The organism is Campylobacter sp. CNRCH_2014_2849 (assembly GCF_025772845.1).
GTDB lineage: Bacteria > Campylobacterota > Campylobacteria > Campylobacterales > Campylobacteraceae > Campylobacter_D > Campylobacter_D lari_D.
Genome location: NZ_JAKMSW010000001.1, coordinates 149125 through 167214, shown reverse-complemented (window position 1 = coordinate 167214; position 18090 = coordinate 149125). Strand labels below are relative to the sequence as shown.

17 protein-coding genes and 1 tRNA gene are annotated in these 18090 nt (G+C 31.4%); 15 read left to right on the top strand and 3 right to left on the bottom strand.

Features of this window, described 5'->3' with window-relative positions:
- The first annotated feature begins 146 nt into the window (after positions 1–146).
- The 4 genes from L8X33_RS00805 (at position 147) to L8X33_RS00790 (ending at position 5006) form a co-directional block, all read left to right on the top strand.
- Entirely contained in the window at positions 147–1571 is a 1425-nt protein-coding gene (locus tag L8X33_RS00805) for a catalase (protein WP_263659425.1), read from the top strand.
- A 51-nt stretch (positions 1572–1622) separates the two neighbouring features.
- The gene (locus L8X33_RS00800; protein ID WP_220566807.1) at positions 1623–2084 is read left to right on the top strand and encodes an ankyrin repeat domain-containing protein; all 462 of its coding nucleotides are present in this window, start codon (positions 1623–1625) and stop codon (positions 2082–2084) included.
- Between the two features lie 172 nt (positions 2085–2256).
- On the top strand, positions 2257–3654 hold the full coding sequence (gene argH / locus L8X33_RS00795; RefSeq protein WP_263669729.1) for an argininosuccinate lyase: 1398 nt from the start codon (positions 2257–2259) through the stop codon (positions 3652–3654).
- A gap of 20 nt (positions 3655–3674) precedes the next feature.
- Positions 3675–5006 (top strand): anaerobic C4-dicarboxylate transporter family protein, encoded by a 1332-nt coding sequence (locus L8X33_RS00790; protein ID WP_263666318.1) that lies wholly within the window; start codon positions 3675–3677, stop codon positions 5004–5006.
- A 3-nt stretch (positions 5007–5009) separates the two neighbouring features.
- Here L8X33_RS00790 and L8X33_RS00785 read toward each other — a convergent pair whose 3' ends face one another.
- Positions 5010–5684 (bottom strand): transcriptional regulator, encoded by a 675-nt coding sequence (locus L8X33_RS00785; protein ID WP_133319588.1) that lies wholly within the window; start codon positions 5682–5684, stop codon positions 5010–5012.
- 167 nt (positions 5685–5851) lie between these two features.
- Between L8X33_RS00785 and L8X33_RS00780 the strand changes: the two genes are divergently transcribed.
- The 7 genes from L8X33_RS00780 (at position 5852) to feoB (ending at position 13897) form a co-directional block, all read left to right on the top strand.
- Positions 5852–6214: a Rid family detoxifying hydrolase gene (locus L8X33_RS00780; protein WP_044598311.1), complete on the top strand. Its 363-nt coding sequence runs from the start codon at positions 5852–5854 to the stop codon at positions 6212–6214.
- Between the two features lie 3 nt (positions 6215–6217).
- Entirely contained in the window at positions 6218–7657 is a 1440-nt protein-coding gene (gene dcuC / locus L8X33_RS00775) for a C4-dicarboxylate transporter DcuC (RefSeq protein ID WP_263669728.1), read from the top strand.
- A gap of 12 nt (positions 7658–7669) precedes the next feature.
- Positions 7670–8839, top strand: coding sequence for a trans-sulfuration enzyme family protein (locus L8X33_RS00770; protein ID WP_133319586.1), 1170 nt, complete (start codon positions 7670–7672; stop codon positions 8837–8839).
- Positions 8840–8842: 3 nt separating this feature from the next.
- Entirely contained in the window at positions 8843–10207 is a 1365-nt protein-coding gene (purB, locus tag L8X33_RS00765) for an adenylosuccinate lyase (RefSeq protein ID WP_133319585.1), read from the top strand.
- Positions 10208–10213: 6 nt separating this feature from the next.
- Complete coding sequence (locus L8X33_RS00760; RefSeq protein ID WP_263669727.1) at positions 10214–11554, top strand: MmgE/PrpD family protein; 1341 nt, start codon at positions 10214–10216, stop codon at positions 11552–11554.
- 91 nt (positions 11555–11645) lie between these two features.
- A complete protein-coding gene (locus L8X33_RS00755; protein ID WP_039627920.1) occupies positions 11646–11873 on the top strand; it encodes a FeoA family protein in 228 nt (75 codons plus the stop codon).
- Entirely contained in the window at positions 11873–13897 is a 2025-nt protein-coding gene (feoB, locus tag L8X33_RS00750) for a ferrous iron transport protein B (RefSeq protein ID WP_263669726.1), read from the top strand. The genes L8X33_RS00755 and feoB overlap by 1 nt, the downstream gene beginning before the upstream one ends.
- A 15-nt stretch (positions 13898–13912) precedes the next feature.
- On the opposite strand, the gene tenA is transcribed toward feoB, so the two are convergent.
- Positions 13913–14578: a thiaminase II gene (gene tenA, locus L8X33_RS00745; RefSeq protein ID WP_263666312.1), complete on the bottom strand. Its 666-nt coding sequence runs from the start codon at positions 14576–14578 to the stop codon at positions 13913–13915.
- A 145-nt stretch (positions 14579–14723) separates the two neighbouring features.
- On the opposite strand from tenA, the gene acpP reads away from it, so the two are divergent.
- The 4 genes from acpP to L8X33_RS00725 all read left to right on the top strand — a co-directional run bounded on the left by acpP (position 14724) and on the right by L8X33_RS00725 (position 17279).
- Positions 14724–14957: an acyl carrier protein gene (gene acpP / locus L8X33_RS00740; protein ID WP_039617517.1), complete on the top strand. Its 234-nt coding sequence runs from the start codon at positions 14724–14726 to the stop codon at positions 14955–14957.
- A gap of 26 nt (positions 14958–14983) precedes the next feature.
- Positions 14984–16198 (top strand): beta-ketoacyl-ACP synthase II, encoded by a 1215-nt coding sequence (locus L8X33_RS00735; protein WP_263666311.1) that lies wholly within the window; start codon positions 14984–14986, stop codon positions 16196–16198.
- A 1-nt stretch (position 16199) separates the two neighbouring features.
- Positions 16200–17135, top strand: a complete 936-nt coding sequence (locus tag L8X33_RS00730) for an acetyl-CoA carboxylase carboxyltransferase subunit alpha (protein ID WP_263669725.1) — start codon at positions 16200–16202, stop codon at positions 17133–17135.
- Positions 17136–17203: 68 nt separating this feature from the next.
- Positions 17204–17279, top strand: a tRNA-Phe gene (locus L8X33_RS00725).
- 3 nt (positions 17280–17282) lie between these two features.
- Here L8X33_RS00725 and L8X33_RS00720 read toward each other — a convergent pair.
- A complete protein-coding gene (locus tag L8X33_RS00720; protein ID WP_263666310.1) occupies positions 17283–18080 on the bottom strand; it encodes a ferritin-like domain-containing protein in 798 nt (265 codons plus the stop codon).
- Positions 18081–18090: the final 10 nt, after the last annotated feature.

Genomic DNA, 18090 nt, shown 5'->3' with positions numbered 1-18090 from the left:
AATTTTAATACAAAATAAAAATAATTATGCTTAAAAAAAGATTATTTTTTCAAAAATAATAATTTTTATTGTTTAATTTTATTTTAATAATATAGGGATATAATTTATCAAATAATAAAAATTATTATTTATAAAAAGGAGAAAAGATGAAAAAACTAACCAATGATTTCGGAAATATCATAGCCGATAATCAAAATTCATTAAGCGCAGGTGCTAAGGGTCCACTTTTAATGCAAGATTATATTTTGTTAGAAAAACTTGCCCATCAAAATAGAGAAAGAATTCCAGAAAGAACTGTTCATGCAAAAGGGAGCGGTGCTTATGGGGAGCTTAAAATCACTAAAGATATTTCTCAATACACCAAGGCAAAAGTTTTACAGCTTGGAGAAAATACACCTTTATTTATAAGATTTTCAACCGTTGCAGGCGAAGCAGGTGCAGCTGATGCAGAAAGAGATGTAAGAGGTTTTGCTATTAAATTTTATACTAAAGAAGGAAATTGGGATTTAGTAGGTAATAATACTCCGACATTTTTTATAAGAGATGCATATAAATTTCCTGATTTTATCCACACTCAAAAAAGAGATCCAAGAACTCATTTAAGAAGCAATAATGCTGCATGGGATTTTTGGAGCCTTTGTCCTGAAAGCTTACATCAAGTTACTATTTTAATGAGTGATAGAGGTATTCCTGCAAGCTATCGTCATATGCATGGTTTTGGAAGTCACACTTATAGTTTGATTAATGATAAAAACGAAAGATTTTGGGTGAAATTTCATTTTAAAACCAAGCAAGGTATTAAAAATTTAACCAATGAAGAAGCGGCAAATTTAATAGCAAATGATAGAGAAAGTCATCAAAGAGATTTATATGAAGCTATTGAAAAAGGAGATTTTCCAAAATGGACTTTCCAAATTCAAGTTTTAAAAGAAGATGAAGCAGAAAAATTAGGTTTTAATCCTTTTGATTTAACTAAAGTTTGGCCACATAGTATTGTGCCTTTAATTGAAGTAGGCGAATTAGTACTTAATAAAAATGTACAAAATTACTTTAATGAAGTAGAACAAGCTGCATTTAGTCCAAGCAATATTGTTCCTGGTATTAGTTTTAGTCCTGATAAAATGTTGCAAGCTAGAATTTTTTCTTATCCTGACGCACACAGATATCGCATAGGGACAAATTATCATTTATTACCAGTTAATCGTGCAAAAAGTGAAGTAAATACTTATAATGTAGCAGGTGCTATGAATTTTGACACTTACAAAAATGGCCTTGCTTATTATGAACCAAATAGTTATGATGATAGTCCAAAAGAAGATAAAAATTACCTAGAGCCTGACTTAGCACTTGAAGGTAATGCGCAAAGATATGCTCCACTTGATAATGATTTTTATACCCAACCAAGAGCCTTATTTGATATAATGAATCAAGATCAAAAAGAGCAATTATTTAAAAATATCGCTGCTTCTATGAGTGGGGTTGATGAAAAAATTATTGCTAGAGCATTAAGTCATTTTGAAAAAATTTCAAGTGAATATGCAAATGGCGTTAAAAAAGCTTTGAAAATGTAATTTTTACTTGCCACTTTAAAAGTGGCAAACTAAAGATTATAAAGGAAAAATATGTTTAGTAATGAAGAAGAAAAAAGAATTCAAGAGCTTTGCACTATGGCTTTTGATTACGCAAGACAAAATGATTTACAAAATTTAAAGATTATGATAGAAGCAGGTTTGAGTGTGAATTTAAAAAATCATAAAGGCGATAGTCTTTTAATGCTTGCAAGTTATCATAATGCTTATGAATGTGCTAAGTTTTTACTAGAAAATAATGCTAGGGTAGATGAGAAAAATGATAGAGGGCAAACTCCATTAGCAGGGGTGTGTTTTAAAGGATATTTACCTATGTGTAAGCTTTTGGTAGAACATGGAGCAAATATTGATGAAAACAATGGTCTTGGTATGACACCTTTTACTTTTGCGTTGATGTTTGGGCATAGAGATATAGTAGAGTTTTTAACAAAGAATTCTAAAAAAAGTTTTCTTAAAAAAATAGCTTTTAGTGTATTAAAAATTTTCAAAAAATAGTTAATAATTTATAATATATTAAAAATATATTTTATTTATTTAAAATTATCAAAAAATTCTATTATTAAATTATAAATTTTTAAAATTTTTTATTATAGAAATAAAAAATTTAAGCTAAATTAAAATAAATTCAAATAAAATTACCCCTAATTTTTTAATGAAAGGATAACAAATGTCTAACAAAACAGAAAAATTATGGGGTGGGCGTTTTGATTTACCTACAAATAAATTAGTTGAAGAATATACTGCTTCACTACCAGTTGAGCCAAGACTTGCTCCTTTTGATATACAAGGTAGTATAATTCACTGCACCATGCTTGCAAAACAAGGTATTATAAAAGACGATGAAGCAAAGACTATCATTAAGGGCTTAGAACAAGTTAGAGAAGAAATTCAAAATGGTACTTTTGTGTTTGATATAGCTGATGAGGATATTCATATGGCTGTAGAAAAAAGAATGACACAAATCGTAGGTCCAGTAGGTGGAAAACTTCACACCGCAAGAAGTAGAAATGACCAAACTACTCTTGATTCAAAAATTCATATGAGAGCAGTTATTAAAGAAGTATTAACTCAAATTACTACTTTGCAAGAAGAAATCGTCCATCAAGCTCAAAAAAATATCAAAGCTATTATGCCAGGTTATACGCATTTGCAAACGGGCCAGCCAGTGCTTTTTTCACATTGGATTATGGCGTATTTTTGGATGTTAAGTAGGGATTATTCTCGTTTTGAGGATTTATATAAAAGAATGAATGAGTGTCCTTTAGGAGCAGCTGCACTTGGTGGAACTACATTTAATATAGACAGACATTTTTGTGCCAAAGAACTAGGCTTTACTAAACCAACAGAAAATAGCATTGATAGTGTAAGTGATAGAGACCACATGGTTGAATTTACTGCTATTGCTGCAATGTGTTTCATGCACCTTAGTCGTTTTTGTGAAGAGCTTATACTTTTTTCAAGTCAAGATTTTAAATTTATAGAATTAAGTGATGATTTTTGTACCGGTTCAAGCATAATGCCTCAAAAGAAAAATCCTGATGTAGCTGAAAAAATGCGTGGTAAGACAGGTAGAATGTATGGTAATGTTATGGCAATGCTAACTATTATGAAAGGTATTCCATTAGCTTATAATACTGATATGAGTGAAGATAAGGCTCAAGTTTATGATTCTATGGATACTTTAATGGCAAGTTTAAAAATTATAACTCCTATGATAGAAAAAATGCAAGTAAATACTAATAATACAAGAGCAGCAGCTGCAAAAGGATTTTCAAATGCCACAGATATGGCTGATTATTTAGTAAGAAAAAATATACCATTTAGAGAAGCTCATAGTATAGTAGGTTCAGCTGTGAATTATTGTATTAAACACGGAAAAATGCTTGAAGAGCTTAGCATGGAAGAATTCCATCAATTTAATGAAAATATCCAAGAAGATATTTATGAAGCAATTGCTTTAGAAACTTGTATAGACGCAAGACTTTCTTATGGTGGTACAGGAACTAAAGTTGTATTAGAGCAAATTGAATATGCAAAAGAATTGTTGGATAAATGTAAAAAATAAACAATAAGGGCGAAGATTAGATGGATATTATTTTTATACTTCAACTTTTTATTATTTTTTCTATGATAGCCATAGGTGGTAGATATGGTGGTATAGGACTTGGGGTTGCAGGTGGGCTTGGTATGTGTATTTTGGTGTTAGTTTTTGGTATGCAACCAGCTTCACTTCCTGTGAGTGTTGTGTTTATTATACTTGCTGTGATTACTTGCGTGAGTGTTTTGCAAAGCGCAGGCGGGCTTGATTTGCTAGTAAAAATAGCTGAAAAAGCATTAAAGAAAAAACCTCAAGCTATTGTTTTTATGGGCCCATTAATCACATCCACATTTACAATATTTTGTGGTACTACTTATGTAGCTTTTTCTATTTATCCAGTGATTGCTGAAGTAGCTGCTCAAGCTAAAATTCGTCCTGAAAGACCACTTTCAGTTTCAGTTATAGCAGCAGGTATTGCAGTGGTAGCTTCTCCTATGAGTGCAGCCACTGCAGGTATGGTAGCCATTTTAGCCATTAGTGGTGTAGGACTTGTTCAAATATTAGCTGTGGTAATGCCAGCATTTTTAATTGGTGTTATATGTGCTTGTTTGAGCGTTTTTAAAAGAGGAAAAGAGCTTGAGCAAGATGAGGAATTTCAAAGAAGAGTAAGAGCAGGGGAATATCAGTTTTTAACCCAAGATAAACAAGAAGATAAACAAGAAACAGATCCTAAAGTAAAAAGAGCTTTATTAATATTTGCTTTGGGGATTTTAACCATTATTTTCTTTGGGACTTTTACAAATTTGTTACCTCACTATGAGCTTGCAAATGGTAAAATAGAAAGACTTTCTACCCCAAATTTAATTCAAATGATCATGCTTGCAACAGCTTGTTTAATTATGCTTTTTGCTAAAGTTCCTGCTAATAAACTTGGTGAAGCTTCTGTATTTAAATCAGGACTTATAGGCGTTGTAGGGGTTTTTGGTATAGCTTGGATGACAGGGACATTTTTTGAAGCTTACAAGCCTTTATTTAGTAATTCTTTATCACATATTGTAGAAGATTATCCATATTTATTTGGCGTGGCTTTATTTGCCTTTTCTATGGTGATTTTTTCTCCAGCTGCAACAGTAGCTGCTTTGATGCCCTTGGGTGTGAGTTTGGGAATTCCTCCTCAAATTCTTATCGTGCTTTATCCTTGTGTGAGTGGAGATTTTATAGTTCCAGGAGCTAATCAAATAGCTTGTGTGGCTTTTGATAGAACAGGCACAACAAAAATAGGAAAATTTGTGATCAATCACTCTTATTTAAGACCGGGTTTTTCTTTAATCATTGGTGCTGTTGTGAGTGCTTATTTTATATCGCAAATAGTTTTTTAGCTATTAAAGGCTATTTTTAAATTTTTGCAAATATCTATAGACGCTAGGTTCTGATATATTAAGTGACTTAGCAACTATAGGTATACTTCCTTTTATATTAAAAATTCCCTTTGAATGAAGCTTTTTAATAATCTCATCTTTTTGTTCAGTGCTTAAGCTATATCCTGAATTTAAATATTTTAAGTCTATGTTTTCAGCTAGAATATCTTCTATAGAATGACTAAGTGTTTCTATATTACTCACATTGTGTAAATTTACATTGTTTTGATTGTGAATATCTAATAAATCACTAAAATCATTAATTTTTTCTAGTTCTATGATTTTACTAATAGCATTTCTAAGTTCTGTGGTGTCGTGATTTATACATAAAATTCCTACAATTTTATTTTGGTTTTTTATAAAAAAGGTTGATCCAGTAACGATCTTAGACTTTCCAACCTTTGCTTTGTAATCACATAAAAAATCTTTGTTTAAATACTCTTTTTCTTGTACAAGCTCACTCGCAAAAGAGGTTAATGGAGAATTGATTGTCCTTCCGCTAATATGATTATTTGCAATGGCTGCTATATATGAACCCTCAGGTGAAATCACATGAAAAACTATTTCATACTGATCTCCAAGAACTTGCCCTAAAAATTGAGTGAGTTTGATAAATAATTCTTTTTGTTGTTCATCCATGATCTAGACCTTTTTGTTGTTTTTTGTTATTTTACAAAATATTTTCATCAAAGTTGTTAATATTTACAACAATAAAAAAAATTATTATTATGATAAAAAAATATTGACAATTTATTATTATGATGATAATATTATATTATGATTTCATTTAAACACAAGGAGTATACATGGCAAATTATCCAAAGGCTATAGGACCATATTCAGCTTATAGAGAAGCTAATGGTTTGTTATTTATTTCAGGACAACTTCCTATTAATCCACAAAGTGGAAACATAGAAAGTGAAGATGTAAAAGAACAAACAAGACAATCATTGTTAAATATCAAGGCTATATTAGAAGAAAATAATCTTTATTTTAATAATGTAGTTAAAACGACTTGCTTTTTAGCAAATATTGATGATTTTTTGGCTTTCAATGAGGTTTATTCTGAATTTTTCGCAGCTCCATATCCTGCAAGAAGTGCTTTTGCGGTAAAAGATCTTCCTAAAGGAGCAAAAGTGGAGATAGAGGTTATTGCTCATAAAGGATAGAGCATGTTGGGTTTATTTTTTGCAGGATGTTCTGTATTTTTACTTGTTTTTATGCTCTATAAAAAAATCAACGCCCACATGGCGTTGCTTTTAAGTGGTTTATTCTTGTTAGCTTTAGCAGGAATTTTTGGACTTTCTCCTATCATTAGTGAAAAACAATCTTTACATTTAGGTCTTTTTGATATTTTCCAAGTAGTAAATACTAAAATGTCAAGTACTCTAGCAGGTCTTGGACTTACTTTAATGTGTATAGCGGGATTTTCTGCTTATATGGATCATGTGGGCGCAAGTTATGCTTTATTTAAAGTGTTTGAAAGACCTTTAAAGGCAGTAAAATCACCTTATGTTCTATTGCTAGTTTCATATTTTGTAATCCAGTTTTTAGTGCTCTTTATACCTTCACATGCAGGTTTAGCACTTTTGCTTATGGTTACAATGTACCCTATTTTAGTGCGTTCAGGTGTTTCTAAGCTTTCTGCACTTTCAATTATCGCTATTTGTCAATACATTGACCATGGCCCAGGTAGTGGTAATGTGATTATGGCCTCAGAAAAAGCCAAAATTGACCCTGCAATTTATTTTGTTCATTACCAACTCCCTACAACTGTACCTATTATTATTGCTGTGGGTATTGCGATTTATTTTTGCTCAAAATATTTTGATAAAAAAGAAAATTTCGCATTTAACCGTGATGATGTTGAAAAAGAATTAGCAGAACATGATGACAAAAGTGAAGAGCTTAAAAAGCCACCTAGAATTTATGCGATTTTACCTATTATACCTTTAGTGTTAATTTTGGGCTTTAGTAGTGTTTTAGATAGCATTATGGTGTTAATGGGATTTACTACCATGGAAGAAGTTAAAGCAGCTTCATCTACTGCAATTAGAATGAATGTGCCAGTTGCTATGATGATTTCAACTTTTATAGCAATTATTTTTGAAATCATTCGTTATAGAAGTTTGATTGATACTTTAAATTCTATCATGGTATTTTTCAAAGGTATGGGGCATTTGTTTGTAATCACAGTTTCTTTGATCGTTTGTGGCCAAGTTTTTGCAAGTGGCCTTTTATCAGTTGGTTTTGTAGATACTTTAATAGACTTTGCAAAAGATGCAGGTTTTGGAGTGCTTGCTATCATCATAGCAGTTTCTATTTTACTTGCTGTGTGCGCATTTTTAATGGGTTCAGGAAATGCAGCATTTTTTTCTTTTGCACCACTTATCCCAAATATAGCAAAATCTTTTGGCGTTGAAACTATAACTATGATAGCACCTATCCAAATCATGACAGGTTTTGGTAGATGTGTTTCACCTATTGCACCAGCTATTTTGGCAATTTCAGCTATGACTAAAGTAAATCCATTACAAGTTGTAAAAAGAACAGCTATTCCTATGCTTATAGCTGCTATTGTTAATGTGATTATGACTTATGTTTATTTGTAAAAAGGACTTAAAATGAATAATAAAACTAAATTAATCCACCTAGGAAGAGGCGATCAAAACGCTGAAGCAAGATCAGTTAATCCAACCTTAATGCGTGCATCAACCATACTTTTTAAAGATCATGCTACTTGGCAAAAATACCGCGAGCTAAGAAAAAATGAGCGTGTTTTAAGTTATGGTGCTAGAGGAACAGCTACAAATTTTGAACTTGAAAAACTTATTTGTGAGCTTGAGGGTGGTTATAGAGCACAACTTTTCCCAACAGGGCTTGCAGCATTAGCTATGGTGCTTTTAAATTATGCTAGTAAAGATGCTCATTTTTTAATCACTGATGCTATTTATGGACCTGTTAGAACAATTTGTGATTTATTTTTAACTAAAATGGGTGTAGAAATTGACTTTCTAAAAGCTGATGCTTCTGATGTAGAGGAAAAAATCAAACCAAATACAAAATTAATCCTTTGTGAAAGCCCAGGTTCTATACTTTATGAAATCATAGACTTACCAAAACTTTGCGAAATTGCGCACAAACATAACATACCAGTAGCGATTGATAATACTTATTCAAGTGGGTATTTTTTAAATCCGCTTGAGCTTGGAGCAGATATTTCAGTAATTGCAGCGACTAAATATCTAAGTGGGCATTCAGATGTTACTATGGGTATAGTAGTGATTAATGAAAAAGAATGGAAAAATTTTGACAAATTACCAGAAGCTTTAGGATTTACTACAAGTCCTGATGATGCTTATTTAGTGCTTCGTGGTATGAGAACTTTAGATGTAAGAATGAGGGCTCATGAAAAAAGTGCAGATGAGGTAGTAGAGTTTTTACAAAGTAGAAAAGAAGTTAAAACAATTTTTTATCCAAAATTAAAAACTCATCCAAACCATGAAGTTTTTATGCGTGATCATAAAGGCGCTAATGGTATGGTAACAATTGAATTTGCAGATGGCATTTCTAAAGAACAAGCCGTTAAATTTGTAGATAATTTAGAGTATTTTTCAATCGGTGCAAGCTGGGGTGGATATGAGAGTTTAGCTACTGTTACTACTCCGCCAAGAACAGCAACAGATTGGAGTGCTAGAGGGCCTTTTGTGAGATTTCATATAGGTCTTGAAGATAGTAAGGATTTGATTGCTGACTTAAAACAATCATTTGAAAAAATAAATTTTAAAGGATAAAACATGGGTGTGAGTGTATTTGATATGAGGTTGCTTCAAGATTCTTGGAGCACTCCTGCAATGAGAGCTATTTTTAGCGAGGAAAATAGGATTCAAAAATGGCTTGATGTAGAAGCTGCCCTGGCAAAAGCTCAAGCAAAACTTGGCATTATCCCTAATGAAGCAGCTACAGAAATAGCTAAAAAAGCTCATTATAAATTTATGGATATGGATTTTATTTTTGCTGAATTTAAAAAGACTAAACACCCTTTAGTGCCTACTGTTAGAGGTTTGGAAAAAGCTTGCGAAAATGGTCTTGGCGAATATGTGCATTTTGGTGTAACAACACAAGATATCATTGACACAGGCATAGTTTTACAATTTAAAGAAGCTATGGCTTTAATCAAACAAGATTTAAAAGATATAGCTAAAAATTTAGCAAAAATCGCAAAAGAGCATAAGAACACTGCAATGATGGGAAGAACTTTAGCTTTACAAGCTTTACCTATAACTTTTGGACACAAAGTTGCAATTTGGCTAAGTGAGCTTAATCGTCACTATGAAAGAATTATCGAACTTGAAAAAAGATTATATGTAGGATTAATCGTAGGTGCAGTGGGAACTAAAGCAAGCTTAAGTGACAAGGCTAATGAAGTAGAAAAACTTACTTTAGAAAGTTTAGGTTTAGAGGTTCCTGACATCTCATGGCAACCAGCAAGAGATCGTTTTATTGAGCTTGGTTATGTTTTAGGTAATATCAACGCAACCTTTAACAAAATAGCACATCAACTTTTAATTTTAGCTCATAATGAAATCGATGAAATTGCTGAGCCTTTTGGAAAAGGTCAAGTAGGAAGTTCTACTATGCCTCATAAAAGAAATCCTGCAGTAAGTGAAAACGCAGTGACTGTAAGTAATGCCCTAAGAGCTAATATTGCAATTTTAAGTGATATAGAAAGACATGAGCATGAAAGAGATGGTCAAGTTTGGAAAATGGAATGGAAGCTTTTACCAGAAGCATTTTTAATGCTTTCAGTAGTATTAGCAAATATGAAATTTGTCTTTGATGATTTAGAAATTAAAAAAGACAAAATGTTAAAAAATCTTGATACGCTTAATGGCTTTGTATTGGCAGAACGCGTGATGTTTGCTTTAAGTGATCATTATGGTAAGCAACATGCACATGAAATTGTTTATGAAAATGCTATGAGAGGTATAGAAAATCATAAAACTTTTAAAGTTGTTTTACTTGAAGATGAGCGTGTAAGTAAGGTTTTAAGTGAAAAAGACATTGATGTTTTAATGGATGCTACAACTTATGTAGGTTATGCGCCAAAATTAGTTGATGAGTTCTTAGAAAAAATCGCTAATGCACCAATTCTAAAGTAGGAAAAAATGTATTTAAGTGAAAAACTAGCCGAATTTATCGTAAATTTAGATTATGAAGCTATTCCTAGTGAAGTAAAACAAAGAGCAAAAGAGCTTATGCTTGATGCACTAGGAACAGCCCTAGCTGCTAAAAATGAAGCTTGTGTTTTAAATGCAACTAAGGCTTTTGAAGCTTTAAGCGTAAATCCTAGTGAAAAAATTTGGAGTGGGGATAAAAAGCTTGATGTGATTTATACTGCGATGGTAAATGCTATTGCAGCGCATGCCCTTGATTTTGATGATACTCATACTGAAGCTATTTTGCACGCTAGTGCTATTTTAACCCCGCTTTGTTTAACTTATGGATTTAGTGTAAGTAAAGATGGAAAGAAAGTTTTAAAAGCCTTTATTATTGGTTGGGAAATTGCTGCTAGAGTGGGTATAGCAAGTAAAGGAAGTTTCCACAAATGTGGCTTTCATACTACAGCTATAGCAGGAATTTTTGGTAGTGTGGCTGCAAGTTGTGTTTTGCTTGATTTAAACAAAGAACAAATCATCAATGCACTAGGTTTAGCAGGAAGTTTTGCAAGCGGGGTAAATGAATTTTTATCTAATGGGTCTAATTCTAAAGTTTTACACATAGCTAATGCTTTGAAAAATGGAATTTTAGTAGCAAATTGCGCAAAAGCTAATATGAGTGGTCCTTTGAGTATATTTGAAGGAAGGGATAATGTCTTTAGAACTTTTGGCTTAGAAGATGAATGTGATAAAAATGAACTTTGTAAGGGGTTGAATGAAATTTGGCAAGTAATGCAAGTTTCGTTAAAACCTTATCCAAGTTGTCATTTTGCACACGGGCTTATTGATTGTGCTATGAGTTTAAGAAATGATGGCTTAAAAGCGCAAGATATCAAAAGTTTGCATTGCTTTGTAGATGAGGTGCCAATTTCATTTATTTGTGATCCAATAGAAGCAAAATACACTCCACAAAGTGCTTATGCGGCCAAATTTTCCATGCCTTTTTTAATGGCCTTGGCATTTTTTGATGGCAAAATTACTTTAAAATCTTATGAAAATTTAAATAGAGCTGAACTAATAGAATTTGCTAAAAAAATTAGCTATGAGAAGAAAAAATCTAGCGGTTTCCCTAAATACTTTCCAGGACATTTAGAAACTGTTTTAAATGATGGAAGAGTAATTAAAAAAGATGTGTTTATAAATAAAGGAAATTTTGATAATCCTTTAAGTTTTGATGAATTAAAAGATAAATTTCTTTCTAATGCTAGCATAGCACTTTCTTTAGAAAAGGCTGAGGAATTAGTCAAAAAGCTTCAAAATTTAGAAAATCTAAATGATTTTGATTTCTAGCAATCTCATTTTTGAGATTGCTTATTATTTTAAAAAATAAATAATTGAATTTTTTATATAATGTCTTATCTTGGTTTTTGTAAGGAAAAACATGACTTTAGATACATTAAAAGACAATGAAGAAGCCTTTATAGTAGGCTTTGAAGCAGATAAACAACTCCAAGCAAGACTTTTTAGTTTTGGTTTTGCAAAAAACAAAAAAGTTAAAAAAATTCGCTCTTCTATAGCAAATTCTACTATTATGGTAGAACTTGATACAACTTGCGTGATTTTACGCTCAAGTGAAGCAAAAATAATACAAATTTCAAAAGAGTTTTAATGAAAGAAATCATCGTTGCTTTAGTAGGTCAGCCAAATGTTGGTAAAAGTTTATTAATTAACGCACTTTGCAAGGCTAATATGAAAGTTGGAAATTTTAGTGGTGTTACGGTTGAAAAGGCTGAGGCTAGATTAATTTATAAAAATTATGAGTTTAAATTTATAGATTTACCAGGAACTTATGCATTAGATGGTTATAGCGAAGAAGAAAAAATTACAAAAGATTTTTTAAAAAAGGGTAAATTTGATCTTGTGGTAAATGTGCTTGATTCTACAAATTTAGAGCGTAATTTGATTTTGAGTGCATCTTTAATAGAAGCTAAAATCAAAATGATTATGGCTTTAAATATGCAAGATGAAGCTAAAAATGAAGGTTTTAGTATAGATTTTAAAATTTTATCCCAACTTCTAAATACACCTTGTCTTGGCGTGTGCGCTAAAACTAAAGAAAATCTAAATGCACTTTTGGATTTAATCATTTCAACCCATGAAGCTAAATTTGAAGCTAAAGAGCGTGTTTATAGTGATATCATAGAAGAAGAACTTGCAAAAATAAGTGAATTTTTAAATCAAAATGAAATTACTTATTTAGATTTTTCTACAAAAGATTTGGCGCTTGCTTTACTTAAAAATGAAGCCAATATAGTCATTTCACACGCTTTGAGAAAAATACTTGATGAAGCTTTAGAAAAAATTTATATGGCATATCATAGCAAAGATATGGAAAGTATTTTTAAAGAAGAACTGATTGCTTTTGCAAATGGTATATGTGTTAAAGTTTTAAGTAAGGGTGTTAAGTATAAAAATCATACTAAAGAAATAGACTCTATTTTAATCAATAAATTTTTAGGAATTCCTATATTTTTGTTTTTTATGTGGGCTTTATTTCAACTAACCTTTACTTTAGGTCAAATCCCTATGGATTATATAGAAATGTTTTTTGCTAATTTAGGTGATATGGTAAAAAATAATATTAGCAATGAATTTATCGCTTCAGCCTTAGCTGATGGTGTTTTAGGTGGGGTTGGTGCGGTTATAACTTTTTTACCAAATATTATGATTTTATTTTTTGGTATAGCCTTGCTTGAAACAACTGGATATATGGCTAGGGTTGCATTTTTATTAGATGGAATTTTATACAAATTTGGCTTACATGGTAAAAGTTTTATCCCTTTAATCACGGGTTTTGGCTGTTCAGTACCTGCATTTATGGCTACAAGAACTTTAAAAAATAAAAAAGATAGACTATTAACTCTTTTTATTATTAATTTTATGAGTTGTGGCGCAAGACTTCCTGTATATGTGCTTTTTGTTGGAGTGTTTTTTCCTACTGATGTGGCGGGAAATTATCTTTTTGGGATTTATCTTTTGGGTGCGTTTTTGGGTTTGATTGCAGCTAAGATTTTAAGAATGAGCGCTTTTAGAGGACAAGATGAACCTTTTGTAATGGAAATGCCAAAATATAGAATGCCAAATTGGAATTTGGTATGGTTTATGGTGTTTAACAAAGCCAAAATGTATTTAAAAAAAGCAGGAACATTTATTTTGATAGCTTCTTTGCTTATTTGGTTTGCGAGTAATTTTCCTGCACAAGAAAATAATACTCAAGATGCTTTAACTCAAGAACTTCAGATAGAAAATAGTTATCTTGGACAATTTGGCAAAGCAATAGAGCCTATTTTTGCACCACTTGGCTTTGATTGGAAACTTAGTGTATCTTTGGTAAGTGGTTTAGCGGCTAAAGAAGTGATGATTTCTACTATGGGTGTGCTTTATTCTTTAGGTGATGAAGTTGATGAGACAAGTTTAAATTTACAAGAAGCCATAAAAGAAAACATCCCTTTTAGCACAGCAGTAGCTTTTATACTTTTTGTTATGATTTATAATCCTTGCTTTGCAGCAACTATAGTTTTTGCTAAAGAAGCAGGAAATAAAAAGTATGTATGGTATCTTTTTATATTCACATCTTTATGTGCATATTTGATCGCTTTTTTTGGGATTAATATTACTAAATTGATAATTTAATCATCTTTATGATGATTAAATTTCCATTTTTTGCTCTAAAGAGTGTTGCCAAAAGGCTGTTTCAAGTCTTATAGTAGTATAAAAAATTTCGTTTAATTTTTTAAATTTTTCTTCACTAATGCTATTTGTATAAGAATTAAAAAAGTCTTTAAATTCTTTAATTTCATCTTGAAATTCTTTACCTGCATAGGTTAAAATCCACTCTTTGTAAGGATGATTTTCTAAGCTTTTTTCATTAAGTCCTTTATAAATTTCTTCCCCTATATATGCATATCCTATAGCACAAGCACTCAAAGCACACAGCATATCCAAATAATCTCCATTTTGTCCCACACTTAGTAAGTATCTTGTATAAGCAATATTAGTTAAACTTTCATCTTTATAGTCAAGTTTTTCTACATCAATACCTAGTTTTAAAATACTTCTGTGAAGTTCTAATTCTCCTTCTAAAGTGTAGTTTTGATTTTTAATGGCAAATTGAATTTCTTTAGCGTTATTTGCATTTAAAGCAAGCAGGGCATAGCATTTTGCATAATTATTTAAAAAAATATAATCTTGTTTAAGATAAAACAAAAATGTATCTTTTTCTAAAGTACCATTTTGAAGTTTTTTTACAAATTCATGATGGATGTATTGTTCCCAAGTTTTTTTATTTTCTTTTATAAGTTTATCCAAAAGCATAAATTTCCTTTGCTAAAATTTAAGCTTTTATTTAAACACAGATAATTAAATTTTTCGTAATAATCTTTAATTTTTAACTTTTTAAACAAGAAATTTATTTTTTTATTGTAAAATGCGTTTTAATTTTTTAAACTAGGAGATAAAAATGGCAATTTTTGATGATGTAAAAAAAGTAGTTGTTGAGCAACTTAGTGTTGATGAAGATGCAGTTAAAATGGAATCTAAAATCATTGAAGATTTAGGTGCTGACTCTTTGGATGTTGTTGAATTAGTTATGGCTTTAGAAGAAAAATTTGATGTGGAAATTCCAGACAGTGATGCTGAAAAACTAGTAAAAATCGAAGATGTTGTTAATTATATAGAAAATCTTCAAAAATAATTTTAATTTTTAATAAGGAGTGCGGTTTGAAACGCGTTGTAGTAACAGGTATAGGAATGATCAATGCTCTTGGCTTAGACAAAGATAGCTCATTTAAAGCAATTTGTGATGGCAAAAGTGGCGTTGATAAAATCACTCTTTTTGATACCACTGATTTTCCAGTGCAAATTGCTGCTGAAGTAAAAAATTTTGATCCTTTAAGTGTCTGTGATGCTAAAGAGGTTAAAAAAATAGATCGTTTTATACAACTTGGTATTAAAGCAGCAAGAGAAGCTATGGAAGATGCTAAATTTGATGAAACTTTAAACAAAGAAGAATTTGGTGTAGTTTCAGCAGCTGGTATAGGTGGTTTACCAAATATAGAAAAAAATTCCGTTACTTGCGCACAGCGTGGACCACGCAAAATAACTCCTTTTTTCATACCATCAGCTTTGGTTAATATGCTTGGTGGGATTGTATCAATCGAGCATGGATTACAAGGACCAAATATCTCATGCGTGACTGCTTGTGCAGCAGGAACTCATGCTATAGGCGAAGCATATAAAAGCATAGCTTTAGGCAATGCAGATAAAATGCTTGTAGTAGGTGCTGAAGCAGCTATTTGTGCTGTAGGTATAGGTGGCTTTGCTGCTATGAAAGCTCTTTCTACTAGAAATGATGATCCAGCTAAGGCTTCAAGACCATTTGATAAAGAAAGAGATGGTTTTGTAATGGGTGAGGGTGCTGGTGCTTTAGTGTTTGAAGAGTATGAGGCTGCTAAAAAGCGTGGAGCTAAAATTTATGCTGAGTTGGTAGGTTTTGGCGAAAGTGCAGATGCACATCATATCACTTCACCTACTTTAGAAGGGCCATTGCGTGCTATGAAAAAAGCCTTAAAAATGGCAGGAAATCCAAAAGTAGATTATATTAATGCACACGGAACTTCTACTCCAGTAAATGATAAAAATGAAACAGCAGCTATCAAAGAACTTTTCAAAGATCAAATTCCTTTAGTTAGTTCTACAAAAGGTCAAACAGGACATTGTTTAGGTGCTGCTGGTGCTATTGAAGCTGTTATTTCTTTAATGGCACTTGATCAAGGTGTATTACCGCCAACTATCAATCAAATCGTAGCAGATGAAAATTGCGATCTTGACTATATACCAAATACTGCAAGAAAAAGCGAAGTTAATGTTGTAATGAGCAATTCTTTTGGTTTTGGTGGAACAAATGGCTGTGTGATTTTCAAAAAAGTAGATTAATATGGCTTCTTATTTAGATTTTGAAAAAAATATTCAGCAAATTGATGAAGATTTAGCAAATGCTAAAATCAAAGGCGATGATGAAGCAGTAAAAATTTTAGAAAAAAACCTTGAAAAAGAAACTCAAAAAGTTTATAAAAATTTAAGTGATTACCAACGCTTACAGCTTGCAAGACATCCTGATCGTCCTTATGCGCTTGATTATATTCAAGCTATATTAAGTGATGCTTATGAAATCCATGGTGATCGTGCTTTTAGAGATGATCCTGCTATTGTGTGTTATGCAGGTTATATAGGTGGGAAAAAAATTATTGTTATAGGTGAGCAAAAAGGTAGAGGTACTAAAGATAAACTTCATAGAAATTTTGGTATGCCTCATCCTGAAGGTTATAGAAAAGCTCTAAGAGTAGCAAAAATGGCTGAAAAATTTGACATACCGGTGTTATTTTTAGTGGATACTCCAGGTGCTTACCCAGGAGTGGGTGCTGAAGAGCGTGGTCAAAGTGAGGCTATAGCTAGAAATTTATATGAGTTAAGCGCCCTTAAAACAATCACTATAGCAGTAGTTATAGGTGAAGGTGGAAGTGGTGGTGCTTTGGCTATAGGAGTAGCTGATAAACTTGCTATGATGAAAAATTCAGTTTTCTCTGTGATTTCACCTGAGGGTTGTGCTGCTATTTTATGGAATGATCCATCAAAAAGTGAAGCTGCTACTAAGGCGATGAAAGTAACTGCTGATGATTTAAAAACTCAAGGTTTAATAGATGATGTTATCGAAGAGCCAATGAGTGGAGCTCATAGAGATAAAGAAAATGCGATTAAAAATTTAAGTGATTATGTCTTAAAAGCTATAGAAGAGTTAGAACAATACGATAAACGTGAATTAGCTGCATTAAGAATGCAAAAAATCTTTAAATTTGGTGCTTTTGTTGAATGATTTGCATTTTTATGCAAATTTCAACTTTTTTTAAAAAAACTATTGTATAATTACAACTTCAATTCAGTGGTTGGATAGCTCAGTCGGTAGAGCAGCAGACTGAAAATCTGCGTGTCGGCAGTTCGATTCTGCCTCTAACCACCATCTTCATTTTCTATTATAAAAATCATCTAATTTTTGAAGTTCATTTTCACTAAATCCTGCTTGTATTCTAGCTGTTTTATTATATACTTTTCCTAAAAGATTAAATTCTTTATATTTGGCACAAAGATCCATATAATCATCATTTTCATTTTTTGCATAATTCCACCAAAAATCTCCTTTATTTACATGTTTAATCTCATCATTTAATATAATGGTAAAAATTTCACCAAATAAACTTTTTATAGGATGATTAGTTGTGTTTAATTTTTCTAAGACAAAAGGATTGGCATCAAGTCCTTTTGCTTCAAGTCCTCTATGCACTATGCCCATTCTGTGAGCAAGATTATCTTTGGTTAAAAATAAGGCTTTTTCAAGATTATCATGGGCATAGAAATCTCCATATTTAAAACCAAGTTCATTTAAAGTTTTTTCTAAAAGTAAAAAATGCTTAATTTCCTCATCAGCTACCTCAAGCCAATCTTGATAAAATTTCAATGGCAAATTTTTAAATCTATAACTAGCATCTAAGGCCAAATTTATAGCACTATATTCTATATGTGCAACTGAATGTAATATTTTAGCTAAAGATAAAGTACTATTTGCTTCTTTTGGACGCCTTATTTTCATAGGATGAAGGATTTTAACTTGTGAGTTTTCACAAATGATCGCTTCATGTGAATGATTAAAATCATACAAATTAGATTTAAAATTTTCATAAAATTCATTAAATAATTCAATCTTTTTGAAAATATCTTTGTGATATAAAATTTTTTCTAATTCTTTAAAGAAATTTCTTTTCATTTTTAAACCT

Bases quoted from the DNA above. Each gene is read 5' to 3' on its own strand.
- dcuC (WP_263669728.1), top strand. From the start codon at position 6,218: ATGTTGGGTTTATTTTTTGCAGGATGTTCTGTATTTTTACTTGTTTTT.
- argH (WP_263669729.1), top strand. From the start codon at position 2,257: ATGTCTAACAAAACAGAAAAATTATGGGGTGGGCGTTTTGATTTACCT.
- L8X33_RS00720 (WP_263666310.1), bottom strand. From the start codon at position 18,080: ATGAAAAGAAATTTCTTTAAAGAATTAGAAAAAATTTTATATCACAAA.
- L8X33_RS00755 (WP_039627920.1), top strand. From the start codon at position 11,646: ATGACTTTAGATACATTAAAAGACAATGAAGAAGCCTTTATAGTAGGC.
- L8X33_RS00790 (WP_263666318.1), top strand. From the start codon at position 3,675: ATGGATATTATTTTTATACTTCAACTTTTTATTATTTTTTCTATGATA.
- purB (WP_133319585.1), top strand. From the start codon at position 8,843: ATGGGTGTGAGTGTATTTGATATGAGGTTGCTTCAAGATTCTTGGAGC.
- L8X33_RS00760 (WP_263669727.1), top strand. From the start codon at position 10,214: ATGTATTTAAGTGAAAAACTAGCCGAATTTATCGTAAATTTAGATTAT.
- feoB (WP_263669726.1), top strand. From the start codon at position 11,873: ATGAAAGAAATCATCGTTGCTTTAGTAGGTCAGCCAAATGTTGGTAAA.
- L8X33_RS00800 (WP_220566807.1), top strand. From the start codon at position 1,623: ATGTTTAGTAATGAAGAAGAAAAAAGAATTCAAGAGCTTTGCACTATG.
- tenA (WP_263666312.1), bottom strand. From the start codon at position 14,578: ATGCTTTTGGATAAACTTATAAAAGAAAATAAAAAAACTTGGGAACAA.
- L8X33_RS00780 (WP_044598311.1), top strand. From the start codon at position 5,852: ATGGCAAATTATCCAAAGGCTATAGGACCATATTCAGCTTATAGAGAA.
- acpP (WP_039617517.1), top strand. From the start codon at position 14,724: ATGGCAATTTTTGATGATGTAAAAAAAGTAGTTGTTGAGCAACTTAGT.
- L8X33_RS00730 (WP_263669725.1), top strand. From the start codon at position 16,200: ATGGCTTCTTATTTAGATTTTGAAAAAAATATTCAGCAAATTGATGAA.
- L8X33_RS00770 (WP_133319586.1), top strand. From the start codon at position 7,670: ATGAATAATAAAACTAAATTAATCCACCTAGGAAGAGGCGATCAAAAC.
- L8X33_RS00805 (WP_263659425.1), top strand. From the start codon at position 147: ATGAAAAAACTAACCAATGATTTCGGAAATATCATAGCCGATAATCAA.
- L8X33_RS00785 (WP_133319588.1), bottom strand. From the start codon at position 5,684: ATGGATGAACAACAAAAAGAATTATTTATCAAACTCACTCAATTTTTA.